The sequence below is a fragment of the Ruegeria sp. AL2 genome, assembly GCF_056540845.1.
Genome location: NZ_JBQFXM010000029.1, coordinates 1 through 26,959 on the forward strand (window position 1 = coordinate 1; position 26,959 = coordinate 26,959).

At 52.6% G+C, this 26,959-nt stretch carries 24 protein-coding genes and 1 pseudogene; 16 read left to right on the top strand and 9 right to left on the bottom strand.

The genetic code is table 11. From position 1 onward, the window contains the following. Window positions 1-339 precede the first annotated feature (339 nt). Both ACR0ID_RS18735 and ACR0ID_RS18740 read right to left on the bottom strand, forming a co-directional pair. A complete protein-coding gene (locus ACR0ID_RS18735) occupies window positions 340-1,077 on the bottom strand; it encodes a hypothetical protein (RefSeq protein WP_480607834.1) in 738 nt (245 codons plus the stop codon). Window positions 1,078-1,093: 16 nt separating this feature from the next. Continuing rightward, window positions 1,094-1,441, bottom strand: coding sequence for a hypothetical protein (locus tag ACR0ID_RS18740; RefSeq protein ID WP_209505913.1), 348 nt, complete (start codon window positions 1,439-1,441; stop codon window positions 1,094-1,096). 330 nt (window positions 1,442-1,771) lie between these two features. Between ACR0ID_RS18740 and ACR0ID_RS18745 the strand changes: the two genes are divergently transcribed. From ACR0ID_RS18745 to ACR0ID_RS18755, 3 genes are all read left to right on the top strand, one after another. Beyond that, window positions 1,772-2,071 carry a hypothetical protein gene (locus ACR0ID_RS18745; protein WP_480607837.1) on the top strand — a complete coding sequence of 100 codons (300 nt, stop codon included), beginning with the start codon at window positions 1,772-1,774 and terminating at the stop codon, window positions 2,069-2,071. Between the two features lie 283 nt (window positions 2,072-2,354). Continuing rightward, window positions 2,355-3,368, top strand: a complete 1,014-nt coding sequence (locus ACR0ID_RS18750; protein WP_480607840.1) for a GlxA family transcriptional regulator — start codon at window positions 2,355-2,357, stop codon at window positions 3,366-3,368. 132 nt (window positions 3,369-3,500) lie between these two features. Then, the gene (locus tag ACR0ID_RS18755) at window positions 3,501-4,316 is read left to right on the top strand and encodes a methyltransferase domain-containing protein (protein ID WP_480607842.1); all 816 of its coding nucleotides are present in this window, start codon (window positions 3,501-3,503) and stop codon (window positions 4,314-4,316) included. A 160-nt stretch (window positions 4,317-4,476) separates the two neighbouring features. On the opposite strand, the gene ACR0ID_RS18760 is transcribed toward ACR0ID_RS18755, so the two are convergent. Continuing rightward, complete coding sequence (locus tag ACR0ID_RS18760) at window positions 4,477-5,274, bottom strand: methyltransferase domain-containing protein (RefSeq protein ID WP_480607844.1); 798 nt, start codon at window positions 5,272-5,274, stop codon at window positions 4,477-4,479. A 204-nt stretch (window positions 5,275-5,478) separates the two neighbouring features. Here ACR0ID_RS18760 and ACR0ID_RS18765 point away from each other — a divergent pair. Next, a pseudogene (locus ACR0ID_RS18765) lies at window positions 5,479-5,820 on the top strand (GFA family protein). A gap of 175 nt (window positions 5,821-5,995) precedes the next feature. Here the strand turns inward: ACR0ID_RS18765 and ACR0ID_RS18770 are convergent. Both ACR0ID_RS18770 and ACR0ID_RS18775 read right to left on the bottom strand, forming a co-directional pair. Then, window positions 5,996-6,634, bottom strand: a complete 639-nt coding sequence (locus ACR0ID_RS18770) for a class I SAM-dependent DNA methyltransferase (RefSeq protein WP_480607847.1) — start codon at window positions 6,632-6,634, stop codon at window positions 5,996-5,998. Between the two features lie 239 nt (window positions 6,635-6,873). Then, a complete protein-coding gene (locus tag ACR0ID_RS18775; RefSeq protein ID WP_480607850.1) occupies window positions 6,874-8,442 on the bottom strand; it encodes a tannase/feruloyl esterase family alpha/beta hydrolase in 1,569 nt (522 codons plus the stop codon). 118 nt (window positions 8,443-8,560) lie between these two features. Between ACR0ID_RS18775 and ACR0ID_RS18780 the strand changes: the two genes are divergently transcribed. Next, window positions 8,561-9,394, top strand: coding sequence for an efflux RND transporter periplasmic adaptor subunit (locus ACR0ID_RS18780; protein WP_480607853.1), 834 nt, complete (start codon window positions 8,561-8,563; stop codon window positions 9,392-9,394). Window positions 9,395-9,828: 434 nt separating this feature from the next. Here ACR0ID_RS18780 and ACR0ID_RS18785 read toward each other — a convergent pair whose 3' ends face one another. Continuing rightward, window positions 9,829-10,731 (bottom strand): LysR family transcriptional regulator, encoded by a 903-nt coding sequence (locus ACR0ID_RS18785; RefSeq protein WP_480607856.1) that lies wholly within the window; start codon window positions 10,729-10,731, stop codon window positions 9,829-9,831. Between the two features lie 142 nt (window positions 10,732-10,873). Here ACR0ID_RS18785 and ACR0ID_RS18790 point away from each other — a divergent pair, with 142 nt between their 5' ends. The 3 genes from ACR0ID_RS18790 (at window position 10,874) to ACR0ID_RS18800 (ending at window position 13,394) form a co-directional block, all read left to right on the top strand. Next, window positions 10,874-11,317, top strand: a complete 444-nt coding sequence (locus tag ACR0ID_RS18790; RefSeq protein ID WP_170645175.1) for a cupin domain-containing protein — start codon at window positions 10,874-10,876, stop codon at window positions 11,315-11,317. Window positions 11,318-11,321: 4 nt separating this feature from the next. Further along, on the top strand, window positions 11,322-12,122 hold the full coding sequence (locus tag ACR0ID_RS18795) for a glutathione S-transferase family protein (protein ID WP_170645174.1): 801 nt from the start codon (window positions 11,322-11,324) through the stop codon (window positions 12,120-12,122). 222 nt (window positions 12,123-12,344) lie between these two features. Further along, window positions 12,345-13,394: a GFA family protein gene (locus tag ACR0ID_RS18800; RefSeq protein WP_480607859.1), complete on the top strand. Its 1,050-nt coding sequence runs from the start codon at window positions 12,345-12,347 to the stop codon at window positions 13,392-13,394. A gap of 172 nt (window positions 13,395-13,566) precedes the next feature. On the opposite strand, the gene ACR0ID_RS18805 is transcribed toward ACR0ID_RS18800, so the two are convergent. After that, the gene (locus ACR0ID_RS18805) at window positions 13,567-14,430 is read right to left on the bottom strand and encodes an alpha/beta fold hydrolase (protein ID WP_170620852.1); all 864 of its coding nucleotides are present in this window, start codon (window positions 14,428-14,430) and stop codon (window positions 13,567-13,569) included. Between the two features lie 208 nt (window positions 14,431-14,638). On the opposite strand from ACR0ID_RS18805, the gene ACR0ID_RS18810 reads away from it, so the two are divergent. Further along, the gene (locus ACR0ID_RS18810) at window positions 14,639-15,598 is read left to right on the top strand and encodes an alpha/beta fold hydrolase (protein ID WP_170620851.1); all 960 of its coding nucleotides are present in this window, start codon (window positions 14,639-14,641) and stop codon (window positions 15,596-15,598) included. 227 nt (window positions 15,599-15,825) lie between these two features. On the opposite strand, the gene ACR0ID_RS18815 is transcribed toward ACR0ID_RS18810, so the two are convergent. Then, entirely contained in the window at window positions 15,826-17,550 is a 1,725-nt protein-coding gene (locus tag ACR0ID_RS18815) for an adenylate/guanylate cyclase domain-containing protein (RefSeq protein WP_170620850.1), read from the bottom strand. Window positions 17,551-18,007: 457 nt separating this feature from the next. On the opposite strand from ACR0ID_RS18815, the gene ACR0ID_RS18820 reads away from it, so the two are divergent. From ACR0ID_RS18820 to ACR0ID_RS18830, 3 genes are all read left to right on the top strand, one after another. Continuing rightward, complete coding sequence (locus ACR0ID_RS18820; RefSeq protein ID WP_214646784.1) at window positions 18,008-18,835, top strand: sulfotransferase domain-containing protein; 828 nt, start codon at window positions 18,008-18,010, stop codon at window positions 18,833-18,835. Between the two features lie 348 nt (window positions 18,836-19,183). After that, window positions 19,184-20,164 carry a nuclear transport factor 2 family protein gene (locus tag ACR0ID_RS18825; protein WP_480607865.1) on the top strand — a complete coding sequence of 327 codons (981 nt, stop codon included), beginning with the start codon at window positions 19,184-19,186 and terminating at the stop codon, window positions 20,162-20,164. Between the two features lie 143 nt (window positions 20,165-20,307). Next, window positions 20,308-21,261, top strand: coding sequence for an ornithine cyclodeaminase family protein (locus tag ACR0ID_RS18830; RefSeq protein WP_170620846.1), 954 nt, complete (start codon window positions 20,308-20,310; stop codon window positions 21,259-21,261). A gap of 259 nt (window positions 21,262-21,520) precedes the next feature. Here the strand turns inward: ACR0ID_RS18830 and ACR0ID_RS18835 are convergent, their stop codons facing one another. Continuing rightward, window positions 21,521-22,528, bottom strand: coding sequence for a helix-turn-helix domain-containing protein (locus ACR0ID_RS18835; RefSeq protein ID WP_480607868.1), 1,008 nt, complete (start codon window positions 22,526-22,528; stop codon window positions 21,521-21,523). Between the two features lie 133 nt (window positions 22,529-22,661). Here ACR0ID_RS18835 and ACR0ID_RS18840 point away from each other — a divergent pair, with 133 nt between their 5' ends. From ACR0ID_RS18840 to ACR0ID_RS18855, 4 genes are all read left to right on the top strand, one after another. Further along, on the top strand, window positions 22,662-24,059 hold the full coding sequence (locus tag ACR0ID_RS18840; protein WP_480539668.1) for an amidohydrolase family protein: 1,398 nt from the start codon (window positions 22,662-22,664) through the stop codon (window positions 24,057-24,059). Between the two features lie 26 nt (window positions 24,060-24,085). After that, window positions 24,086-24,850: a DUF3299 domain-containing protein gene (locus tag ACR0ID_RS18845; RefSeq protein ID WP_480488537.1), complete on the top strand. Its 765-nt coding sequence runs from the start codon at window positions 24,086-24,088 to the stop codon at window positions 24,848-24,850. Next, window positions 24,847-26,025 (top strand): carbohydrate porin, encoded by a 1,179-nt coding sequence (locus tag ACR0ID_RS18850; RefSeq protein ID WP_480607871.1) that lies wholly within the window; start codon window positions 24,847-24,849, stop codon window positions 26,023-26,025. The genes ACR0ID_RS18845 and ACR0ID_RS18850 overlap by 4 nt, the downstream gene beginning before the upstream one ends. A gap of 114 nt (window positions 26,026-26,139) precedes the next feature. Continuing rightward, entirely contained in the window at window positions 26,140-26,520 is a 381-nt protein-coding gene (locus ACR0ID_RS18855) for a hypothetical protein (protein WP_170337130.1), read from the top strand. Window positions 26,521-26,959: the final 439 nt, after the last annotated feature.

Here is a 26,959-nt window from a genome sequence, read left to right on the forward strand (position 1 = left end):
CTTAACAACCAATCGAAATTGAGCGTAGGATACGTGTTGGTGAGGTCAGAAGCAGCCATCAGAAAGAGCTCGTTGGGCGTCTGCTTTGCGGGACCAAAGCGTCATTCGCCCACTGCTCCGATAAGCTCAGGATATGCGGTCTTCGGTTGAGGCCTTAAACAAATAGCTCGTCGAACCCTCCGTCCGGACAACTTCGTAGCCATCATTTAAAAGCACACTGTCCGGCGGACCACATGCTATCACAGCAGCAAGTGCAACTGCGCCGAATGCAATTCTGAGTGCAATTGTCATGTTGCTTTCCTTATTTTGTTATCGGTCACAGCAAGTCTTGGTCCAAAGTTACTGGACGATGTCGAGCTCTACGAATGATTGCGAGACGACCCGCCTCAGAGCTGACTGACAGTACGCGCGCACATTCGACTTTTCGGCCGGGGTTAATCGTTCCCAAGTACCTCCTGCAAGCTGGATTGGTAGCTTTTCAACACCCATTAACGGCCTTCCTTGCTTGATCAGTTCACCCGTTTTTGCATTCAGCAATACAGGGGTTATGCCAATAGCGCAGTGATTGGGTCCGCTTCCGTCGCTACCGTTTACTTCAAGTATTGACCGAGAACTGTAACGTCGCGGATCATCAATTATGATATAGGCCATACCTCCTGCAGCAGCGGCAGCCGCAATACTGACCGAACTGAGCAACACATCCTGTCCGGGTGTGTACTGCTGTCCATACTGATCAAGAGGCGTTTGTTGTAAAACGATCAAAGCGTCGGCAGCTCTGGCCACGGCGCTATTTTCGTCGCGCGTGACAGCAACCGAGGCCCCGGTGCGCCCAAGAATTTCATTGGAAATCTGTCCTGTTCCGACTGCGGCGTCCCATCCCAATTGAGACATTGAAACTTCAAGCTCTGCCATGTTTGGGCGATATACAGATAGTAGGTTGTCATTTACCCGCGGGATTACGGCGATCGATTGATATTTTGATTTCGCACCGGCTGGAACTCCAACCTGAGATTCGGCACATGCTGACAACGTCACAACCAAACACAGCAAAATTGCTTTTGAATGGTAGGCGATCAAGTTCGAAGGATTCCGGTCACAGCGCATTGGCGATGCTCCTGTCTCCGGCAAATTTTCTTGCGATCCCGCTGACGCATTTGCTGGACAAGTCGGCAATCATTTTGTCAGAAGGCCAAGCATACGTGCGAGAAACACAAACGTCCGAATAGGCGCGTGTCGAGCCGCCTACAGACACCTTAAGCGCGGCGTCTATTGTCACGTCCCAATGGGTTGCAGTTGCGGGCGTGCTGAGTGCAAACCGTTCCACAACACCAGACACTTTTGTCTGCCCGCCGGTCACGCTATGCCCAGCTGCCGATAACTCAGACTTGATTGCCTCTGTGAACAATGCCTCCGGCGGAGGGTTTAACGTCACATAGCCCATTGTGACGCCTCCGACGGTTGTCCGTTCACCAATTCTGCCGGGTAGTACTCCGACGCCTCGTGCCATTGTGAATGGTTGAACATTTAAGGCGCGCGGTGAGACTGAAGAAAGGACTCCGCCTCCGCTGGATGCGCTTTGCAGCGAAGCATTTGCAGTGGTATCTTGAACGCCCGCGCATGACGCCAATCCGATCAGCGCTGTAAGTGTAGCCAGATACCTCGAAATCAATTTCAACAGTCCCATCGCTTCTCCTCCCCAAAAGGCAAAATCTGGAGAAACAAAGATATTACATTTACTGAATGTGACTTTGACTTAAATCAATGAGCTCGTGTGTACATGATTTCACGATCGACCGCCTTGGGCTCAAAGCACTCGTTCGATGCAACTCTCACCAACAACCGCTTTGCGGACTTTGCCGACCTTCGATTTCGGGCCCTCGCTGACGCAGCATGCTTTCGCAATCGCGGCATGCCCATTACTGCGATGCAGCGTATGTCGCCGAAGCAGCCGTTCGAAGGCGTCGATCTGAGTCGAACCGAGACCGCATCTTCGCTGCTGGCAGAGCCGACCATCGAGGAGCGGACGAAGCGGACAACGAAATTGCTCTGGTTAACGGTCTCTCACCAGTGAACCGCCTGATCCAAGATAGATCACCGAATTCCACATCTCTTCCGTCACTTTGCAGTTGCCGGTTCCTCTTCCTTGGTCGTCTGTTGGGCTGAGTCCCCCTGAGGCGGACCTCTTTGGGAAAGTCTGCTTTTCAATGTCGAAAAATATACTCCAAACTGCGTTCATCTTCATTAATACCTCCAGCGGGCTAGGTGCCCTTGAAGACTGCGCGACATTTTTCGTTGGGCGTGAGTGGCGGAACAGCTAAAAAGGGGGCAAATTCACCACTTTGGGAATTTTCCCGATGCCATTTTCGGTTCAGATCGTTGCCACCCCAGAAACCAGCGCCTCCAGCGTGTTTGGCCTGTATGACACTTTGGTGGCCGCAGGGCGGGATTGGGAACACCTGGTGAGCGGTGAGGAGCCTGATCCGGTGTTTGACGTTAGCCTCGTTGGCCCAGACACCGAGGGATTTCGTTGCGGAAGTGGCGTGTGGATCGCGCCAGACAAGACATTTAAGAACGCAGGCGACGCTGATCTTATTGTAGTTCCTGGACTGACAATTTCACCGCACGACCGGTTCGACCCCGAACAACATCCTTGTTTAGCGTGGCTTGCTAAGCGCGACTTGGCCAAGACGCGTATCGTGTCAGCCTGTACAGGGGCGGTTTATTTGGCGGAAATAGGTATTTTGGATGGGGTTGAAGCGACCACACATTGGGCTTGGGAAGGCCTTTTTCGGAGGTTTTATCCGAATGTGCGGCTTCGCATCGACCGTGGTCTTTGCTTTGCTGATGCGTCTCGCGGACCCGTAACGTCGGGTGGGACAACCGGGTGGCAGGAACTCGCTACGTTCCTGATCGCGCATTACGGCGGCACTCAAAGGGCGGTACGGGCAGCAAAAGTCTGGCTTATGGCCAACCGCGGAGAACTTCAGTCACCATTCAGTTCAATGATCACTACGGCACCCCATGCAGACGCCATAATCTCACGGGCTCAATTATGGATTTCTGAAAATTACGCCATCGATAACCCAGTCGCAGAAATGGCTAGACGTTCCGGGTTGCCGCCAACTACGTTTGCACGACGCTTTCGCAAAGCAACGAGTAAGTCACCGCAAGATTACGTTTTGGCGCTGCGTATTGAAGAGGCCCGTCAGTTGCTTGAAACTACCGACTGCTCCGTCGCGGAGGTTGGAGAAGCGGTTGGTTATACTGATACGCCGTCGTTTAGGAGATTGTTCAAGCGAAAGACAGGACTGAACCCTGTCGAACACCGCAAAATGTTCGGCCTATCTCGATTTTCTAGCTACACCTGACGGACGGCGTTCTAGATTGGTATTCCTATTGAATGCTAAGGGCTCGAAGCAGTTATTTGGTGACTTTATGATTTAGGTGTATTGGAGAACTCGGTCGCTGCCGTAGTTATTTCCAACCGGAAAGGAAACAGATTGGCCGATATCTTCCAAGCACTCGATCAATTGGATCGTGAAAGCGTGCAGAAAATCGCGGATCGTCTTGAATTTCGAGGCACCTTTCCTTCGTTTATTGCAATGCGAGAGCGGTATTTCGACCGGCTGCAACTGGAACAGTGCTGCAATGTGCTCGATATGGGTTGTGGCACGGGCGTCGTCACGCGAGCGCTTGCGGCTAGGCTACCTTCCAGCGCCACTTTGACCGGGAGCGATTTTTCGGCCGATCTTATCGAGTTTGCACGCCAATACGCCGCCGCCGAAGGGCTGCAAGACCGGCTTTCTTTCGAATTGGCCGACAGTCACGCAACAAAAGAATCCGCTGACAAATTTGATCTCGTTGTACTCCATACACTCGTCAGTCATGTGGTAGATCCGTCTCAGGTCCTTAAGGAAGCTGCCCGCCTCACTGCGCCTGGCGGGCGGGTTGCAGTGTTTGACGGCGACTACGCCTCGATCACTTTTGGTGCCGGCGACCCCGCACTGAACGAAATAGCGCTTCAAGGCCTGTTGAAGACGGTGGTGGCCAACCCTCATGTCATGCGCCAGTTTCCCGAAATCATCGCTGGCACGGGGCTGGAAGTCGTTGACTTTCTGCCTGAAATTCTGGCCGAGGCAGGTAAGGCCGAATTCTTTAAGAGTATGCTGGATAGCTACTCTGGGGCGATGGTGGCGGCAGGACATCTGGATCAGGACAGCGCACAGCGATGGTCTGCGACACATCTTGAAGCCTCCGAAAGGGGCACGTTTTTCGGGTCGTGCAACTTCATGACCTATGTTTTGCGAAAGGCCTGAAAGTCACGTCATCGTAGTCAACTGATCGTGGAAGCGGAGCAATATCCGCATGGCCGGCACTTCCGACCTTGGTGTGCAGCGCAACTTAGATCCCGAACGATCCCAAAGTGGGCGCTCGCTTCGTCGCGGTGAACGCCTACGAGATTTGCCCATTGAGCCTTTAGGTTGGCGCGCGTCCTGTCACAACGAACTGCGGTGACACCAGCATGTATTTTCCATCTGACAGGGCCTGCTCAAGTTGCTCGACGACATGAGCGATTTCAGATGCGCCCAAGTTTCCGCTTTCAAGGGCGTATTTTGCCATGTTGCGCACCATCCCCAACAGACGCCCATCAACGTCTGCATTCGCAAAGATCGAAATCTGGATGTCTTCGAGACCCGCCGCGCTGAATGCGCCGTACAAACGCCTTCCCATGTCTGAGTTGCGACAGGCATGCGACGCCGCCTTTACGAACGCCCGCCAAAGATCATGCTCGACGGGCTCAGCAACCATCATATACCAATCCCCTTCAATCGCATGCGCCAAACCTCCCGGCCGAAGCACGCGGCGAAACTCCCTAAGCGTCTCAATGGGGTTGTCGACATACATGATGGTGTTGCGGGCGGTAATCCGGTCCAGAGACTCGCTGTTGAGCGGAAGGGAAACACCTTCGCTTTGATGTGTCGTCACGCGGTCAGCGACACCAGCTTTGACTGCATTCTGGTTCGCTATTGCAAGAAACTCTGAATTTATGTCGATGGCATGAATATGCCCGTCTTCGCCCACGCGTTTGGCAAGCTCCACAGCTACTTTTCCAGGACCGCAGCCAAAGTCTGCAACTTTCTGACCCTTCGAAATCTTAGCAACAGCGTAGAGTGCCGCCGCCGCGTCATCCCACTGGAAGCCGTCCTTGTAGGCCGACATGCGTTCGGGCTCTATGTCGCGCCAGTGCGCTTTGTAAAATGGTTCGTCTACCACTGCTCAACCGTTCATCGTAGCTTGGGATTACCATTAACACGATGCGCCAGCCTACGACAGCAACGCCTGATTAAGGCTTATTGGAGCCATTCACTGCGAACGTTCGAATAGAGTGAGATCACAAGTCGCGCAACAAAACAGCCATTCGCTTTTTGCGGAACTCCTGCCCTATGATAAGGCATCTGGTAGGATTAGGGGAATATCATGATTTGGACCGGAGGATGCCTTTGCGGAGCCATTCGATATCAAGCCGCGTCAGGTCCGATTTGGGCCGGGCATTGTCACTGCTAGAATTGCCAAAGATGGACTGGTTCACCAGCGTTCACCGGTGCTTGTTTTTTACCGGGTGAATTTGAATGGGTTAAAGGAAAGCCGGCATTTTACCGGTCATCCCAAGATGTTTTGCGAGGCTTCTGTAAAAATTGCGCGAGCCCGCTCTCATTCCATCGCGGTAATATTAGAGTGACTGTCACAGCCGGAACGTTGGATCATCCAGAATTGCTTGAGCCAACATTCCATGTCTGTTCGGAAAGCGAACTGACCTAGGCTCATTTCGATGATGACCTGCCGCGCCACGATGGTTTTGTTTTAGACGGCGGGAATACCTGATGGCTGTTTGTCCGCATTGATCTCTAAGCCCACCTGACCCAAAGATTGTTTAGGGTCCAGTTTTAACTGGAAGCCGACCCGTGAGGTTGAGTATCGCGGCAATCACCGAATGTCATAGCTTATTAAACACGATTACAAGGCCGACATCGTTCTCATGCCCTTCTGGAGGTTTCGCACCAGCTTCGTAAATTGGTTCCTCACGTATTATCGGTTTGGAAATGAGGTTGTCCGCAGTCATGTGCTCAAACGCCTGCTTAAACCCGGCTGGCTGGTAGAATGTAGGATTGCCGCTGATCGCAAACACTGCCCCCGGACGCGCAACGCGCATCAATTCGGAAAGCGCCTCTGAGCCCACATGCCCGTGAGTAAATGTACCAGCGCTCAGAACGCCAATGTACGAATTGTCACGCAGCGGTATTGGCTTAGTCAGATCGGCTTCAAAGAGTTCCCCATAACGCCCCTTTGCATTTGCCTGCTCCAGCATCTCTGGGGAAATATCAATGCCGTCGATCACGGAACTGGTCGGCAGGTAATCCGCAACAAGCCCAGTTCCGCACCCCACGTCCAGTGCTGGCCACATACCTCCAGCCTCCAAGTAAGCTTCCGCAATGATTTGTGCGAACCTGTAGCCACTGCGACCGGCGAAATCTTCATCGTAAGTCGATGCCCAGTCACGATATAATTTCAGATTGGCTTCAGTAGTCTTTAAGTTGTAGGCAGCATCCAGACTAGGGCTATCATTGTCAGTCATCGAGGCGACCTTTTCCTAGCGTAATAATCGGGCAACGTCATGGAGGACGACGTGACCATACCATGATCGTAGGTATCGACTATTCCAATGTCCATTTTCGCGTAACTATATAGACTGAGTCAGGGGCAACAAACTTCAGGTGACGCTCAGCTAGCAGCCCAAACCGGACATTCAAAACAAGACTGTGCAACTGCCGAGATACGGGACTAAGCCGACTTTCGGTGTTTACCTGTATCAACTCAGTTGCCTGCGTCACAGTTGAAACTCGCAGGGTCCCGGGGGTCGCCACGACCGTCATATTGGGCAACACTTGGATAGGCGCAAACGGGTCGGCCACCGGCTGGCTGAGCGCTGTCATCCAGCCAAAGGGCCGTAATGTGATCAGGCGCTTCTCCGGTTTCCGCCCACTTGTCGATCTCAACCAGAAAATTGACCCAGGAGGGCCCGGGACCGCCAAAGCAGTGCTCTACGCCGGGCATCATGAACAGGCGAATTTCGTCGGCTGCACTTGGATCATGAGCCAGAACGTCTTCGTAATAACCGACCATTGCAAGGCCCGATTGCGCGTTGTCGGACCAACCGGAATACAGCAGCATCTTGCCACCACGAGCGCGGTAGGCGGACAAATCCGGGTTTGTCGCATTCAGAGTCTCCGCAGCCGCGGCAGAATCCTGTGCATAGGTGCCGAAATCGAAGTTCACATAGGTCCAATTGGGATCGTGATAGACGAAATTCTGCATAATGCCGTTGCCAAAGCTGAAAAAAGCGCTCGGCGATACAGGTTCTTCAAATCCACCTGATCCGACGCCCTGCTGGAAGCTCCCATCATCGTCCTGATACTTCATGCCACCTGTCAACCAGCGGCTCCAACCTCCCTCGGCTGTTTCGCCGCCAAATGGGAAACCGTAATACATTCTGTCGCCATCGGAGTTCTTGGGGCCGTCATAGACCGCCTTGAACGCAGCAACTTCTCTGGCGCTCAGACAGTCTTCGGAAATGTCGCCTTCGCATTGCAGGCTGGCCACGTCAAACCCGCACTTCCGGGGGTCATTGAGGATGCCATCCTCGAGCCCATCCAGCCCATCGCAGACCGCCAGATATGAACTCTCGACCAACGCCTGAGCTTCTGGCCCAATGACAGCCTCTTCGATATTGTTTGGGTCTGGGTACATCGCCTGGTTGATCTGAGTTGCCTGCACGGCAATTCCCGTCCAGTCAACCGCATAGGCGCCAGCCGCAACCGCGTCAAAATCTTCTGGGTAACGCATAGCGGACATTATTGCCTGTCCACCGCCCCGGGAGCACCCGGTAAAGTAGCTGCGAGCAATTGGTTTTTCATAAAAAGCCTTGGTCAGGGCCTTGGCTGTGACTGCTGTTCGATGAACTGCCAGATGTCCGAAATTGACCAGCGCCTCGAGGTCGTTGAGGGCCCAACTGGCGTCGGCTGGATGCCCCTGATGTCCTGTGTCAGTGCCGACAGTGGCGTAACCCAATTGAAGTGAGCCATCGATAAGGGAGGTATTCATCACGGAACCGACGAATCCGCCTCCACCGCCCATGACAAATTTGCCGTTCCAATTTTCTGGTAGCAGGAGTTCGAAATTGATCTTGCCACCAATCACACCGGAAACTTTGCAATGTGGCGCAGGAGCGGACACTTCTGCGACCGAAGCAATTGAAACATCGGGGAGCTCAGGCAGGGTCTGGTTCGCACATATTGGCCGGGCATGGGACGGGCATCCAATTGCCGACGCGCCCAATACAGCGCAAGCCACAAGTTGGTATGCTTTAGTAACCTTTGTGTTCATTGCGCTTCCCCCTCAACGGAATAACGAGTTTTGCCCCAAAGCTTTTGGCTAGCTTCCGATTTATGTTAGGTCATAGACTGGTCACCGGATACCCACCTTTGTCAGGAGACTTAGAATTTTGAACGCCCGTATTTTGCTCGCCTTGTTTGTGATTTTCCCCGCGTTGGCTCTCGCTCAAAGCGTGGACAAACTTGGTGACAAGTTGGCCGACCTGCGATTTGAGGGGCGTATTGAAGCCAGCATGCGATCTCAGGTCGCCAATTCTGTAAATGGCTTTCTGACCGATATCCATTTCACAAAGGGAGACCGCGTCGAGGCTGGCCAATTGCTCTTCTCGTTGAGCAGTGTGGTGTATGAACATCAGGTAAATGCCGCCCAGGCTCTCTTGGACAGGCGGCAGATTGAGTTGGCCCAAGCCGAGGCAAATGTCGAGCGTGTCAGCAAGCTCGAAGACAGGGGAACCGCGACGCAAGTGCAGCTAGAGGATGCGTCGACGCGGCTCGCGCTTGCAAAGGTCGCCGTTGACGAGGCGCGGATTGGGCTGGATCTTCGAAAGCTAGAGTTGGCCAGTACAACGATTAATGCACCTATTACGGGGTACATCGACTCGCCGCGCCTGACCCGCGGTGCCTATCTCAAAACCGAGACTGGAAAGCCGCTTGCGGAAATTGTTCAGGTTGACCCAGCGCTGGTTTCGTTTGCGCACCCATATGACTCTTTGCTGGAGTTACACCATGTCGCCCCGGAGCGCATCGAAGAGTATCTGGATCGTTTCGCTGTTCACGTGACGTTGCCGACAGGAGAACGCTATGAGCAGACCGGAAAAGTGGCCTTCGTTGGAACAGAGTTGAATTCCGATGGCGGGTTGCAGGTCTGGGCGGAAATCCCGAATCCTGAGGTCATACTTATTCCGGGATTGCAGGTAAGTGTAAGCATCGAGCTAAAAAAATAGATCGTGTCACGTTTCCCACTGTGGTTTTACCGACTAATTTTAATTCGAAACATCAGGAAAAGCCGACCCTGCGATGCGTAGCAAGTACCCCATGTTCATTTGTGCAATATGTTCCACAAAATATCTCCACCGCTGAACGTGGTTTCTACAGTCACCAGCAGCTCTGACTCTGTCCAGCGATTTTAGATCTGCGGCCTACAAACCGACACGCAGAAACAACGCCGACGCTGTTCGCTCAATGCATCCTCTGCGGTTTGTTCGTTTGTCAAACAGCGGCCCAAAACGGACCTTTTCAACCAGTCTTTGCAATTTTCGATAAGCGGGCAAAACGTGTGTTCGCTGCGGCTGCTCGAATGTCTGCATTGGCTGTTCGATTCAGTTATTCGAAACATCAACTTGTTTCTGTCCGAAAGGCGCTGCTTAGGACAGTTTGACTAACTGTCTAAGTCCAACGCCTTCATCAATTCGAAGACTTGGCTACGCATCCAAGCCGCCATCGGGGCGTTGTCGGAACGCTTGTGCCAGATGCCGATGATCAACGCTGGTTCAATATGCATCGGAGGTTCGAACACCTTCAGTTCGAATGTCTTGGCCACTTTCCTTGCGAGCTGAGCGGGTACAAGCGCGATGAGGTCGCTTTCGCTAACCGCGCGGCAAACGCCACTGAAGACGGGCACTGTCATAGCAACCTGTCGCTGTTTTCCGACGCGGTTTAGGGCAGCATCGCCCATCGCGGCCAAGTTCCCTTCGGGGGAGAACAAGACATGGTGGAGCGCACAGAACGTATCCATGTGCATTTGTGTCCTTTCCTGAAGCCCCTCAAGCTTTGGATTTCCCTTGCGAGCTATCACGTGGAACGGCGAATGGAAAAGCGGCTCCCGATTGACCCAGTCCGGCAGGAGCAAATCCGGGATCAGCGCAATGTCAGCGTTGCGTCGCTCAAGACTGGCCACATAGTCATTCGGAACCAGATCAACCAGCTGCGCTCGTAGATTGGGCGCTGACTTTTGCAGGAAATCACCCAAAGGCGGCATCAGGAGTTCCGCGAAAAAATCGCTGGCGGCGATCCGGAAAGTGCCTTCAGCGGTTTGCGGGTCAAAGGTAGCCGGTGGGGCTAGCAAAGCTTCCAGACGTTCAAGTTCTTCGCGCAAACCGGATTCAATCTTGGATGCATAATCGGTAGCGACCAAACGGTTTCCCTGCCGGACAAAAAGGGGGTCGTCCAAAGCATGACGAAGACGTGACAATGCACCGGAGACTGCGGATTGCGACATGGCGAGCTTGTCGGCCGCCTTGACGGTTGAGCCTTCGCTAAAGAGGGCGTCCAGCACGCGCAAAAGGTTGAGGTCCAGTGTAGCGAAATTCACCTAGCCGATATCCTATATTAGATATTGCGGTTTGCCTGATAGGTTGGCCTTCGGATAGGATTCTGTCAACGGAAGCGCTTTCGTTTCAATCCAATGCCAATGGAGAGAAACGATGAAGGATCAGGCCCAAATCGACGGAGCCATCGAATGGCTCGGCGTAAAATACAAAACCATCCTCGGCCCAGAACAGACAGGCGGCACTATGTCTATAGTGGACAGTTGGTCTCCTGCTGGTAGCGGCCCTCCACGCCATGTGCATCAAAACGAAGACGAAACCTTCGTAATCCTCACCGGAACATGCAGGTTCTGGCTAGAAGGCGAGGAGTTCACCGCAGGGGCCGGCGAAAGCGTATTCATCCCACGAGGCAAGGAACATACCTTCAAGGTGACAGACGACGAACCTTGCCGCCATCTCGTGATCCTGACGCCCGGCGGATTCGAAGGCTTCTTTGCTGACATGGCAGCCGGTCAGTGCCGTATTCCCGAGGACATGCCTGCTATCGAAGAGAGCGCCAAGCGGCACAACATGGCCTTCACTGGCCCACCTTTGGATTGATACCATGACTGGGAAACACATCGTCTATCATATCCCCGTCTGTCCCTTCTCGCAGCGACTGGAAATCCTACTGGCGTTGCGCGGACTGACGGATGCCGTGGAATTTCGTGTCGTAGACATCACCAAGCCGCGCGATCCCGAATTGCTGGCCAAGACCCGAGGTACGACAGCCTTGCCCGTGCTGGAAACCAGCGACGGCCGCATATTAAAAGAAAGCCTCGTGATCCTGCGCTATCTTGATGAGGCTCTACCAGGTGCTCCATTGCGCCGCAGTGATCCTGCCGAGCACGCCATTGAGTCGATGCTGATCGCCCGCGAAGGACCGTTCACAATGGCAGGCTATCTCTTTGTCATGAATCAGGATCAGGCGCGCCGAGATGAGCACTTGAATAAACTCCTCGCGCTCTATCGAGACCTTGATGATTTCTTGGCTCATCATAGTCCGACTGGCCCGTTCCTGTTCGATGACTTCGGTTTGGCAGAGGCTGTTTTTACCCCGATGTTCAAGCGGTTTTGGTTCCTTGACTACTACGAAGGGTTCAAACTACCCGTTGGCAAAGACTATGACCGGGTACGAGCGTGGCGTGATGCATGCATGGCGCATCCAGAAACATCGCAGGTGACTGAAGAAGAGATCGTCAAACTCTACTACGACTACGCGCTCGGGGCTGGAAACGGCGCCCTACCTGACGGTCGCAGCGTTTCAAGTTTCACCTTCGAACCGCCTTGGCAATCGAGACCCATGCCCCCAAGGGAAAAATATGCAGCGACAGCCACCGACAAAGAGCTGGGACTTGTCGCCTGACCATGGAGTAGATAGCCAACACCGGACATTTGTGCGCTGTGCGGCATCGAACAAATTGGACTCGTGTTGCCGTTCTCCGCAGCAAGTATGATTGGCTGGTCGCAGCACTGAAGGATCTTTCAAAACTGGAAATAACACCTCAGCTACCGTGGCTCGCTGCGACCGATTTTATGCTAAAGTAAGCAGGCACCATTTGGAGATTTTTAGCTCGGAGCAACGGAGATGGAACGCAAATTAGCGGCCATTCTGGCCACCGATATAGTCGGTTTCGCAGGATTGGTATCACGTGATGAAAGCGGAACATTAGCTAAGTTGGTTCGACTAGAACGTGAAATCATCGGCATGCAGGTGGAAGCAAACCGGGGTCGTGTTTTTAAGTCTACTGGCGATGGGTTTTTGGCTGAGTTCTCAAGTGTCTTTGAGGCGGTCAATTGTGCAATCAACATTCAAAGAGCCTGCGCACGCGAAGCACGTCAGTCGAACAGTGACGAACCTCTCATCTTACGCGTCGGCGTTTCTCTCGGTGATGTCGTTGTACACGGCGACGATATTCTCGGAGACGGCGTAAACACTGCCGCGCGGCTTGAGGCAATAGCAGAACCAGGTGGAATCGCGGTTTCAGGAGAAGTAATGGCGCAAATAGCGGGCAAGATAGATCTTCCGCTGGCGGATTGTGGTCACAAAAGACTCAAGAGCACTGATACTCCAATATATGTCTACATGACCGTTTCAGAACCCGGAGAGGAAGGGGGTTTTCTGGATTTTGATGAAGATGAATTGGCCAAAACCTTAGTGACAGGTGGCTGCATCTGTGGGTTGGTCCGGTATGAAATAAACGCACCCGCCATAAGCACAGGGTATTGCCATTGTAGTTGTTGCAGAAAATTTTCTGGTTCAGCAGTTAATGCATGGGCGGCCTTTCCCGCTTCTGCTGTTCGATTTCTCACCGAGGAACCTCGATACTTCGCAACTACGCCGATAGCAAATCGTGGCTTTTGTGCCAGATGCGGGGCAAGCCTAACTTATAAGCTCGTGAAGCCACGAGAAACGGCCTATCTGGTCCTGCATACTTCGAGCCTCGACCAACCAGAAAACTTTGCTCCTTCAGTCCACTCTGGAATAGAAAGCAAAATGCCTTGGTTTGATATTTTGGATGATTTGCCGCGGACAAGATCTTCAGACTCCAGAGTTTTGCAAGAAGCATGGTCAAGTGTCGGTCTACCAGACCCTGAAACTTGGGGACCTTTGGCTAAGCCGCCTGTAGTGTTTTAGTGATCGAGCGATTTCTGCTTTATCCGCAAAGAGAACATTCCTAGCGTTTGAGAAAATGACAACATCGAGCCCAATGCGGGCACCCATAAGACGTTAGCGAGGCTACACAGCGACCGACCGCTCGGAGTCCAGATCGGTCGGTCGTTTTTTCTAGATTTCCAGTGTCCCCGGCTCATGATCTACTGATCGGCTTGATGTCCATTGAAGCCATGTCGCGGCGGTCAACAGTTCTAATATGCGACAGCACCTCCATCTCGAAACTTTCCTTGAAGGTAAAAGGACCCAAATGGCCAGCACCTTTCAGAACCTTTAGTTCAACAAGCTTGCCTTGGGATGCCAGAAGTTCTGCGATGCGCTTTGTGTGCACATGCGTCTGCGATCCGCGAATGATCGTAGAGGGAACTCCCTCAGAAAGAATGTATTCTGGGTCAGGTTCTTTCAGAAGCGCATCGAAATCGCTTGGGGCTTTGTGAACCCAATCAATCATAGCGCACCTGCGTTCACGACTCAGGGCTTGCCAAGAGCCAAGTCCTCCCCAAAAATCAGTGAAAACCTGTGCGCTAAACTCTTCGCATCCCTCTTCTATGCCCGTTCGTATTGCGTTTGTGAGGCTAACAATCTCGGAATACAATAAACCGTCAGTCAACTCTCCGGCTTTCAGTAGGCTGAACAAAGTTGGTTCATAGAGACAAAGTGATCGAACAAGGTCGGGTCGAGCTCTGGCGATATGCAAAGCCAGCGCTCCTCCATACGAGTGTCCAATCAAGTGAGCGGGCCTGCCAAGCTTCTCTATCTCAGTGATAATCGAAGCAGCTTCGTTTTCCAATGTGAACGGCCCGTCCGGGATTTTATGACCCCTAGACAGGGTTCCTATTAGGTCGGGTGCTATTGTTTTGGTTTCTTCGCTCATCCGGGCAAACAGATTGCGCCACTGGCTTCCGTCAGCGCCGGAACAATGTAGCCCTACGCAGGGAGCAGGCGATATTTGGGACCAGCACGGCCAAGCGTGTAATGATGCGTCAAATTGCTTATTCATGTGATGACCTCCAATCTGAGTTTCACAATGGTGTCACTCATCTGGCCTTCAACCTATCGGACACATGTCCCGGCTAGACTCATACCGACGGGAAATTGATGGGACATTTGCCCCAAATTGACTAAAAAAAGACATGCGAACCGTTAGATACACTTCTTCAAGCGATGGTACGTCGCTGGCGTGGAGCAAATCCGGAAACGGCCTACCAATGGTAAAGGCGGCTAACTGGCTCACGCATCTCAGTTATGATCTAGACAGTCCAATTTGGTCTCACTGGATCGAATTGCTAGAAAGTCAATTCACCCTTGTTCGATATGATGAGCGAGGCTGCGGATTATCTGACAAACGAGTTGAGAATCTGGGTATTGATTACTGGGTTGATGATCTCGAAGCTGTTATCGACGCCGCTGAAATAGACGAACCAATTTATCTTCTGGGTATTTCTCAGGGCGCTGCGACTTCTATCGCGTATTCGCTGAGGTATCCCGGTAGAGTCGCCGGGATGGTACTCGTTGGAGGCTATGCAAGGGGCAGCAACCACCGCGGATCGGTTGCCGCCAAAAACTACAAGACTGTTATCGATGTATTTCGCCTGGGTTGGGAGAATGACAACCCTGCGTTTCAAGATGTATTTACATCAAGATTTCTTCCTGGTGCGCCGCCCGAACAACGCTCTTGGTTTACAGAGCTTTGCCAAAAGACCGTTTTGCCTGAGACAGGGGCCGACCTGCTTATGGCGCGCGCTGACGTTAATGTTGAAAGTCTATTGCCAGAGGTTTCAGTTCCAACACTGGTGATCCATTCAAGGAACGATCAGGTTATTCCGTTTGAAGAAGGGCAACGTCTCGCTCAGAAAATTCCCGAAGCGACAATGTCTGCTTTAGAAGGAAAAAATCACATTATTCAACGCGATGAACCTGCCTGGCGCGCTTTTTCCAAGAGCTTGCTTGAATTTACATCTTCCGGTCAAACGACGGACTTTAACGATTTGACAAAGCGCGAGCAGGACGTGCTGAGACTAATCTGCCAAGCAATGAGTGGTAAAGAAATTGCTAGAAGTCTTCAAATGAGTGAAAAAACCGTTCGAAACCACACAAGTAAAATCTACGCCAAACTTGAACTGCAAAACAGACAGCATGCAATTCGCACGTATGGGCATCTGTTCTGATTAGAGCATGAAACTGCAAACCTATTAATCTGATCTAACGTGGCAATGGCAGCTTTGTCCGCAGAGCAATCGTTCACGCCGAGCGCCGCGAAGGTTCGATTGCCGCTCGCCGCTATTCACTTCAACGACTGTTCGCAGACCAAATTGGGCATTCTTCCAGCGGCAAAAATATGTTTCCACATGTTGCATGCTTGCTATGACTTGCCGCTGGTCTACAACTGGTGTCGTCAATCAGGAATGCCTGCGGCTGCCAGCATTTTATAGTAGGCGTCATAGATTTCTGGTTTTGCGATAGAGATACGAGCGCGCATATGCCGGAACATTGAAACGCTAAAATCGGGTTCCCGCGACATGTGAATACGTGCGAGTTCTCTAGCTCGGCTCTCATTGCCGAGAGCCATTTCCGCCACAAGTTCGTTCAGGCGAAAGACAGTCACAGTATTATGAAATGCACGCATTTTTTGGGCGGTTTCTCTTAGATCGCGCCAGTTCCCTTCCGCGATTTGCGACAGGCTGATACCCATCTGGACACGGTAGTTTAGTGGGTCATTCGGGTTAAGTCGGAGCGCCTCCCTGGCATGTGCCTGTGCCGTCTGTGCTTGGCCCATCAGGCCATGCAGTACGCAACTGGATCCCCAGGCTGAAACGCAATTTGGGCTTCTCTCGACGACTTGATCCACAAGTGACAAACCGTACTCTGTATCCTCCGACAGAAACGCGAGTACGTAACCGGCATATGCTTGCGCCTCTAGGTCAAGATGTGATGCCGCCAGAGCCTCATGTGCCAGCTGAATTGCGTAATCAAATCGGGCCTCGTTTGGACGCGTATCCGGGTTCCATAGCAAAGTGCGGATCCAGCCTCGAAGAGCGCTTGCCAATGGGTACTCACTTGAGAGTGAAAGAGCTTTTGACAAATGGTCGTCTGCTTCAGTGAAATTGAACCTGTAGATCAAGGACTGCGCACGTAGGAAGTGATCATAGGCTCCAAGGGTGTCAGGGCGCTTGTGAGCAGCACGGTCTATTTCAGCTTGTCTGATACCTGGCGCAATCGAAGCAACGACAGCCTCGGTAATCTGGTCCTGAAGCTCGAAAACATCATCGAGCTTGCCATCGTATCGATCCGCCCAAACATGAGACCCGGTTTCCGCATCAATCAGCTGACCCGTGACACGCAACCGGTCACCAGCGCCGCGAACGGACCCTTCCAATATGTAGCGGACACCAAGCTCTCGGCCGATACGACGCACATCAACCGAAAGCCCTTTGTAAGAAAAAGAAGAGTTTCGGGCGACCACGAATATCCAGGGCACTCTGGATAAGCTGGTGATGATGTCTTCGGTAATACCTTCCGCAAAGTAATCCTGTTCAGCGTCAGGCGACAGATTGTCAAAAGCCAACACCGCCACTGAAGGCCTGTCAGGACGGGATTGAGTTAACGGGGATTCAGTAGCAAATGCTGTTTGTACCAAGTAAGCAGTTACAGGGCGTGTGATATTCTTCAGATATTGCGGCCCCAATTCGGTGAACGATACATCCACCTTACCCACAAGGTCTTCGTAAACCCGACCTGAAACGATGATCCCTCCGGGAGGAGCAAGACCTTCCAGCCGGGCCGCGATGTTGACGCCGTCACCAAGAACATCACCGTCGTCATCAAAAACATCGCCCGCATGAATTCCCATCCGGAATTGCATTTCCGGACTTTGCCCGCGCGCCCCGTTCCGCTCAGCCATCTGACGTTGCATCGTTTCCGCACATGCCAGCGCATCTACAACCGAGGAAAACTCTGCAAGAAAACCGTCACCAGTTCTTTTGAATAGGCGTCCGCCATTCAGGCCGACATGCGGCTCCAGCGCCCTAAAGTGGCCCCTATATGTGTGCAATGCGGCTTCCTCGTTAGCACTGACAAGCGCGCTATAGCCAACAACATCAGCCACGAGTATGGCAGCCAAGTACCGCTCCAAACAAAATCCTCCCGCGTATCCATTGTGAAGGAGTGTCAAAGGGATATTAGGGGTTTCGCGCATAAATCGCGATCATTATTCAATGAACATCAGTGACCGAATAACGACACGCAAGCTTTTTGCTTTTGGGTAAATTAGGCAGAAGCGGACCTCGAAAACCGAACTTTGTAATTTCGACTTTGCACCGCAGCACAGACACTGGAGCAAGGTGCCGCGTATGACTGCCTTGAGGGCAAAACGAGCTTCTAGCCGCGAATGCAAGGTTTTGGCTTGGCACTTTGAAAAGCCTTCATACTCGGGTGCCATCAAAATTCTAGGTTCGGTGCCGCATGCTTGCTATCGTTTCAGTAAGGGTCCATTGGCGGAAATCAGAATGACAATACGGGCGTCTTCAAGAAAGGCATTCGAGTACAGAACACGTCTTACCGACAATCGGATTTGGGACATGTTCGCGCTGCGCCAAGGAGATGTGATTGTTGCAACACCGCCTAAGTGCGGAACAACATGGACACAGGCCCTTGTGCTGTCGCTCTTGTTTGAAAAGCCTGGTATGGACAAGGTCATGGATGATCTGTCGGTTTGGCTCGACCCTGCGTTTCGAGATCAACTCCCTATAGTTCGAATGTTCGAAGCTCAAAACCACAGAAGATGCATCAAGACCCATACGCCTTTTGACGGCATTCCTTTCGATCCAGATTGCACCTACATCGCGGTGTACAGACACCCAATCGACGCACATTTTTCGATGCGCCGACATGTGGCAAACCTGAAGGAAGACCTGATCCAAGACAGGTTCCCGGATAAGCCGACAGCTTCATTCGCACTTTTTGTTGGTGAGACCGTTCGAGAGGAGATGGCCGATGGGATCACCCTTGAGGCCATCGTTCATCACTTCAAGTCCTTCAAGTCAAACATCCAACATCCCAACATACACATTTTCCACTACGCCGATATGCGGCGCGATTTACTCTCTCATACCAGAAAGCTAGCTTCCGTACTCGGCCTCAAAATTGACGATGAAATGTTGGCCGCAATTGCGGAAAGTATGCAATTCGAGAACATGCAAGCTAATGCGCGCGCGAGTGCCAAAGAAAAAACACAACGGTCCACAACCTTCAAAGACCCGTCAGCCTTCTTCGATAGCGCAAGCAGTCGCAAGTGGGAGGGCAAGCTTTCAGACGAAGACCTTCGTGCCTTTCACAAACGTCTTGCAGAGTTGCTTCCGGAAGACGATGCGCGATGGCTTCAGTCTGGCGGAGAGCTTACTGCTTAGGACGTTGCTCGCTGAATAAATTAAGATAGCCGCTCTGGGGTCGTCTCGGCCATCTGGGATTTTTTCCGGATGACCCGTAACCTCGATGAGCGGTCATTCATGGCCAGCGACCGCGGCCAGGGTTTGCGCTTACCAACAACGGCCGTTCGCCGCGGTTTCGTCCGATGTCTCAGATGCGGACAAAGCTGACTATGTCTTTATGGCCGCCCCGGCTTGGCCTACACTGACAGGACCTCAGAAATGGAGATCTCGGGAAAGGTTATGCCATGACACGCTTCAAAAGGAACTGGACGTGCGAAGGTCATATTTTTCGAAGCAGTTATCTGGCCGTCGACGCGACGTTCTGACATGAGAGATACTATAAGCCCCTCACCAGAACTGGCCGCTATAGTGGCACGATGGATCAACGCCTACGGTCGAGGCGATGGTGAGACGGTGGCACATCTTTTTTCTGATGACGCTGCCCTGTCATACTTTGGCTCAGCACAGGGCGAGGCTTGGAAAGGCGATGCGCTACGTCGCGGTATGGAGCAATACATCGGGGAGGTTCCACGGTTCAAGTGGCACGTAGAGGAACTGAGAGGATTTGAATGCGGTTCGCTCGGTTGGGTCGAATGGGAAGCAACTATTGAGGGTATTGAGACAGGACAGTCCGCGCATCTGCGCTCCACAGTTATTCTGAAACTCGACAAAGGATCCTGGAAGATTGTGCATGTTCACAATTCCATACCGGTCAATAACGTAGAGGGGTTTGGGTACGAGGCCAGAGGCTTTGAGGAACTGCTCGATGCCGCCCTCTCTACACCCCACGAACTCGGGCAAAGTGGTATAGCGACCATCATGTTCACCGATATCGCAGACAGCACAAAAATCGCTGAGGCTATAGGAGATACTCTTTGGAGCGACGCCCTCGGAAGACATCTGCGACTTGTCGAAACGCAGATCGTCGGGAGTGGTGGACGTACGGTGAAATCACTGGGAGACGGGGTGATGTCGTCTTTTGCTTCCGCAAGGGCAGCATTGCTGGCAGCCCAGAATATCCAGCAGGCGAACGCGGCGGAAACAAACGAGCCAAAGTTGCGGGTTCGCATCGGCTTGCATACCGGCGAAGTGATTACTTCTGATGCTGATCACTTCGGGACCGTTGTCAACAAGGCCGCACGAATAGCCGCTCTCGCTGCGCCAAGTGATATCCGCGTCTCGGATGCCACACGGATCATGGTGGGCGGATCACAGGATTTTCAGTTTGCCGAGCAAATGACTGTCCCGCTTAAAGGTCTCGAAGGAGAGCATACAATTTTCAAACTCAACTGGCTTGAGACAACTTGAGACCGAAAGCGTCAAAACAGAAATCCCAATGCAACGAATAATGTACTCGAGTGAAGTCCCAATCTGGACACCTAAAGATTTTGCTAACACGCCATTTGATAGCCTAATCGGGAAGCCTGAATGTAAAGCGGAGCGGCGCTAAGATGACTTCTGAAAGCAAAATAACTTATCTTTCTGACGAGGACTTGGAAGGTTTAGGTATCAAACCTTCGGAAGTTGCCGACGCGATTGAATCTGCGCTGATAGCCAAGGCGGGAAAGCAGCTTCATACGTCCCCTAAGACAGCCATATTACCCGGAGACGGGCGGTACGCAATGTCGACCTTGGCGGTGGGAAATGATGGGTTCATCGTGACCAAACAGGTAACGGTGTGTCCAAATAATCCGGACAAGGGGCTCCCTTCGATTAACGGTGCAATCATGGTTATGGACGGGCAAACCGGAGTTCTCCGAGCCGTTTTAGGGGCAAATTGGGTAACGGCTGTCAGAACAGCGGCGATGTCAGTTGTTGCGGCGCGTCGACTTGCTGATCCTACTGCTGAGACAATGGCTTTTGTTGGGGCCGGCGTGCAAGCTCACTCCCATTTGGTTGCGTTTTCCGAGGTTTTCCCCTTGAAGAGCATTCGTGTGTTCGGACGTGGCAAAGCGAATGTCGACAAGCTTTGTCGCCGGGCTCGGGACATGGGCCTCGAGGCCCAAACAGCCGCCAATGCCAAGGACGCCTTGCGTGATGCCGATCTGGTAGTGACATCAATAACTTTGGACTATTCCACCGAACCTTTTCTGGATGCCCGATGGCTAAAGCCGACTGCCTTCGCCGCCATTACAGATGCCTGTATTCCGTGGCTTCCAGAGGGTATGACCGCCTTCAAAACTGTTATTGTTGACGACCGAAAACAGGAATCTGAAAGCGACAAACCAATGCTGCCATATCATCAAGTAACTGGAGATTTGACGGAAATTGTCTCGGGAGCAGTCGATACCACTTTTAGCGAGAAACCGGCTGCATTCGCTTTCAGAGGGATTTCTTTGGGAGATTACGCCACAGCGGTACTCGCAGTTCGTCGGGCCGCCGAGGTACTAGCTCGACAAAAGTAGGAATCTTTCGGCTTTCGGCTCAGCGCTGCCATTTTCTGCGATGAGCATGATTGACCGCTCGCAGCCCGAAGCGGACCTTCGCAACCAAGCTTTGCTAACTCCGAAATACACAACGAAACGGCCAGTTGCAGAGGTTGTATCGGCGGTGGCAACCAACCATTCATGTCGTCGACTAACCTGTTCAACGTCGCACTACAACTTCTCCGAACTGATCCCACGAGGACCTAATCTTCGAAGCGTTCATTTGGCTCGACCACATTTACTTGCTTCGGAACTTGGTCGGTGTCATTCCGGTCTGACCTCGGAAAAAGCGAGTGAAATGGGACTTGTCAGAATAGCCGAGCATCAGTCCGATCTCTGCAATTGTCATCTGGTTTTGTTTGAGGTGCTCCTTGGCGACATCGATACGCAGCCGTTTGATTTCGCGCGGTAGTGTTGTGCCTTGTTTTTGAAGCGCTTTCAGAAACCGTTCCGGTTGTATTCCCAGCATTCCAGCCACCATCTCTGGTCCCAAATCGGTTTCATCCAGTTTGTCGCGTAAGACAGATCGCAAAGCTGCCACCACAGTTACTTCTTCATCTTGTCGAAGTGATGCTATGGGCTTGGCAGAACCCTCAGAGACGTGGTGCAAAAACAACCATTCCACAGGAAAACTAATTTGCATTCCGGGATCGGTTCCAAGGCCAACCTCGATCCCTTTGTAGTCGATAGGCAGCCCATTGATGTATCTGCTTTCCCATCGCACACGGGAAGAGTCCCAGGACTCTCCGACGACGGTCTGCAACAGGCGTACATAGATTGCGGCACCAAAACCGGTCACCTGAATGGGTGGGACGGTTGGTTCCTGTTGCCTCTCGATACGATAAGTCGCTTTGTCTGCTTCAATGACAAGGCTGTGCCGCACAGAATTGGACTCCTGCGGCACGAGCTCAACAAAGCGGGTAAAAAACTCGAACAGCGTTTTTGTAGATTGCAAGGCTTGAGCGAAGGGCGGCCATCCTTGCAGGTCAAACGACTCCCCTACATTCAGTCCTAGGTATCGATCCCCTGATACTTCTGAGAAAGCATTTACCAAGCCGTAAACCAACTCGGAGTGAACGAACACGGATGGGTTAGTCATCAGTTCAGCTTTCAAGCCGACCTGATCCAATGCTGGTTGCGGATTGATCTTACGTTCGGTGAGATATTGCAGAAAGGGAGCGGCTAAAGAGAGGCGAACAAAGCCCTCGCTATGCTCTCGGGAGGTGGAGTTGAAAGGCAAGCTCATAACCCTTGTTTGGATTAGTTTTAAGAAGTGGCCATTTTAATCATCATATTCGTACATCCTAATTAAAAAGGGGCAACCGCGTCGGTGAATTCCAGACTATAGTTGGCAAAACATGAATATGAAGGGGGTACTTATGTCCGGCTTACGAATGTCTCTTTGCTCGACGGCAATTGTCGCGGCAGTTTTTTCTTTTTCGACGACCGCGCAGGCTCAGGATCAAGAAGAACCACAAACGCTGTTTACCAACGTGCATATCTTCGACGGTGTGAATGAGCAACGCATTGAGAATGCCAGTGTTCTGGTTGAGGGCAACCTTATCAAGGTCGTCTCAACTGATGCGATCGATGCCCCCAATGCGGAGGTGATCGATGGCGGCGGTAGGACACTCACACCGGGCTTCATCGAGCTTCACGCACACCTCATGCTCATGGGACCGTCTATCGCTTCCATGGAAACGAACTCGACCTGGGAGGATTTTGGCATCCATGGAACCAGGATGGCCGAGATGTACCTGATGCAAGGATTTACGACTGTAAGAGATGCTGGCGGCGCCAACGGCGGTCTGCGGAGGGCCATCGACGCCGGACAGATCGTCGGTCCACGTCACTATGCGTCAGGCGCGTTCCTCGGGACACGCGGCGGCCACGCTGACTTCGCATCCTTCACCTCGCCGCCGGGCGGACAGACCAACTTCGGTAATCTGAACATGGCGCAACAAGTCAGCGGTGTCGATGATGTCTACCTGTATGGTCGTAATAACATGCGCATGGGGGCGACACAGCTGAAATTCATGCAGTCGGGTGGGGTGATCTCGGCGTTTGACCCATGGCAGTTGCTCGCCGGCTCCAAGGAAGAAATCGAAGCTGCCGTTCAGGTTGCCAACGAATACGGCACCTATGTCATGGCGCATTCTTACCGCAAGGAAGCAATCATGAACGCCCTTGAGGCCGGTGTAATGTCCATTGAACACGGCTTCTCCTTCGATTGCGAGATTGCCGAGATTATGAACGAGAAAGGGGCTTACATAACGACTAACCTCACGGCTTTTGATCCGGGTTTGTTGGATATCCCATCGGTCAAGAACGAGCCCAAGAGCCTCGCGAAAGCGATATCGGCGTCCGCGACTTTCGCGAACTACATTCCGAATATGAAGGAATGCCCGGTAAAACGCGGCTTTCAGACCGATTGCGTAGGATCAGTGGAAGCATGCAACATCCAGATTGCTTATGAAAAACATCTCAATAACGAGTTCTTCGGACCGTACCAGTCGATGGTGACACTTACGTCAATCGGCGGTGAGGTCGTAGCATTGTCAGGCGATTTCTCGAACCCTTACACATCTGGCAAGCTCGGTGTGATCGAGGAAGGCGCCTATGCGGATATCCTGCTGATCGACGGCAATCCGCTCGAAGATTTCTCGGTGGTTGGTACGGGTGATCAATGGTTTGGGGCCGACCCGAGGCCTGAAAGCCCAGAAACAATCCGCCTGATCATGAAGGACGGTGTGATCTACAAAAACACACTGGATTGACCAGATAAAGCAGCCGGAGAGCATTCATGCGAAATTGGTTTTGCTCCGCAGTATTCGCAGGGTTGGTTTTGTGCGGTTATGATGCTGCGGCGACGCCTGGAACCGCGTTGGACTGGGCAGACCTGCCAGATCCGTCTGCGCAGGTCTTTGATGACCCCTATCGTGATCTCAGCCCCGAACAGTTCGACGATGTTCTTTTCGTTGTGCGTATACGCGGCAGGTTGCAGCAGGATGGTGGTAGTGAAGACGAGCGGCAAAAGTGGCAAATGCTTCTGACCGAGACTGAGGATGCTTTGGCAGCTGATGGAATTGATGTCGACTGGCTACTCGATCAGCGAGAGGTCGTGACGGAACGGCGAAGAAAGGCTGGCACGAACGGAAATCCGGAATTCGACGGTCAAACAATCACACTGACGGGCTTTGCCATTCCTGCTCCGAATGATCCGGACGGGAGGCCTGTCGCGTATTTGGTGCCCGAACGAGGGATGTGCAGTCATATGCCTCCACCTCCGCCCAACCAGATGATCCGTGTGCGGTTGAACGGGGACTGGGCGCCCCGCTATTTCCATGAACCCGTTCGGCTGACGGGCATGCTGACTATCGATCCTTCTGTTCAGAATATGATGGTTGTGGATGGTCTCATGCCTATGAATGCGACTTTCCAGCTAGAGACAGAACGTGTCGAAACTCTGGAAACCGAGGCAGACAGGTTGGAATGGAAGCAGCGTGCTGCTGATCGCATCCGCGCGGCGGGAAATCGCAAGACCGGTGGGGCACAGGCGTCAAAATGATAAGACTTCTGGTTGCCGCATCGAGCATTGCCTTCGCTGGCGCCGCGTCGGCTCAGGGACTATCCGGTCCATCTTCGGTCGAAGCTGATCTAGAGCCCGGAGATGGCCTGACCGACCCACAATACCGTTCCAATTTTCCACGCAACATCGCGCCGGGTTGGTTTCAGTGGAAAGACCGACTGGCTGAGGGTGGGTTTCAGTTCAATATTGACTACTTGGCACTGGGCCAAACCACGAATGCTGATTTGGGAACCGGCGAAGCGGCCAGCGGAATTGCACGATTCTACGGGAATTGGCAGGCGACTGAACGGGGCTCTGTAACATTCAAGATCGAAGACCGGCACAGTTACACGGACGTTGCCCCACAGTTTCTCGGGCTGGATGGCGGAGCCCTTTCGATCACAGGGACAGCCTTCAACGATAATGGTCTGCTGCTGACCAATCTGTTCTGGACCCAAAGGGCCGAGAACGGTTCTTGGACGCTGCAAGTCGGCCAGATTGATGTAACAGACTTTGTGGATATCTATGGGTTGGTAAGCCCCTACAGTGGTTTCCAGAACCTGTCTTTCAACACCAACCCGACAATCAACGCGCCCAACCAAGGCCTTGGTGTTGCCGGTGGGGTAAAGCTGAGCGAGAACCTCTACGCCGTTGCCAGCGTATCAGACGCAAACGCCGACCCGTCCGATCCAAACTTTGATGTGTTTAGCGACGGCAATCTCTTCAAGTCGCTCGAACTTGGGTACACGTCCGGCTTTGATCGCATCTACTTCGACAATATCCATCTGACCCTCTGGCATGCGGATGCGGCTGACGATGGCAGTCGAGCAGAAGATTACGGCGCAGCGTTTTCCGCCGCATGGTTTGTTGACAATAAATGGATGCCGTTCTTCCGTGCAGGGGCCTCGAAGGGAACCGCAGCGCTTTATGAACGGTCGATTTCTGCCGGTCTCGGTTACTATGGTCGCAACACCGATTTGGCCGGTCTGGGCCTAAACTGGGCCGAAGCAAGAGGCATAGATGGCGATCAGTTCACGCTTGAAGCTTTCTACCGCTTTTCAATCTCACCCGGACTGCAGATCACGCCATCGGTACAATTCATTTCCGACCCGCTTCTAAATCCCGATCAGGACCGGATTACCCTGTTCGGTCTAAGAACCCGGATCGTTTTCTAATGCGGGGTGAAGGCAGTCACTAAGGGGTGTGCCAAAGGGCAACTAAGAGAGATCAAGCGCGTGCCGGAATTTTCAACGCCGGTCGAATGAAGTTGGGAAGCAAAGGAACAATCTATGAAGATTGCATACGGAATTCTTGCAGCCTTAGCAGTTGTGTTTTTCATCCTTGGAGGCAGCGATGCCCATGCCAAAGACAACAAGGGTAAAAAGCCGAACAAGGGGGGCAAGAACGGTGATGTCAGCATTCAGATAGAAGACAAACCCGGCAAAGGCCCAAAAGCTGTACCACCTGGACAGATCAAGCGCTACACGCGCGGTGCCAAGCTCCCATCTGACCTGGAGTTCGAGGATATTGGGGACCTTTCCAAATGGAAGCTTGGGGAGCCGGGCAAAGGAAACCGCTACATTCTGGTCGATGACGAAGTCCTCGAAGTTACGAATGACCTGTCTACCGTGGTCGATGCCGTCGGCATCGTCGGTGATCTTCTAAATTAGGCGAAAGTACGATGTTTCAGGGCAAGAACTACCTCGTTTGCCCTGACGCTGGCCGGGGCGATCATTTGTGAACCCCGGCCCAAGTTCAAAACCCGGATCCGAGGCGCTACGATGATAAAGGCCCTTCTTGTTCTTTTTGCGCTTGCTACCTTTTCGTCAGCACGCGCCCTACTCGCTCAGGAAAACGGTGCAACTGAAGTCCCGCAAACAATACGCTTTGAGGGCTATGTATAGCCCAGTCGCGAAGCAGAACTGTCGCCTTTGGTGGACAATGTGGTCAACCGGACTTTGCGAAGTCTGCTTTCTGCGCATTGCTGTCATTGGGGCATAGAGCAGCATCGGTCAAAGTGGGCTCCGAGCAGACCAACGCACCGCAGCTAGGCTTGAAGAAACAGATGTTCGCGAAGCGGACACTCGTCCTCTTAAGGTAAAATCCGCG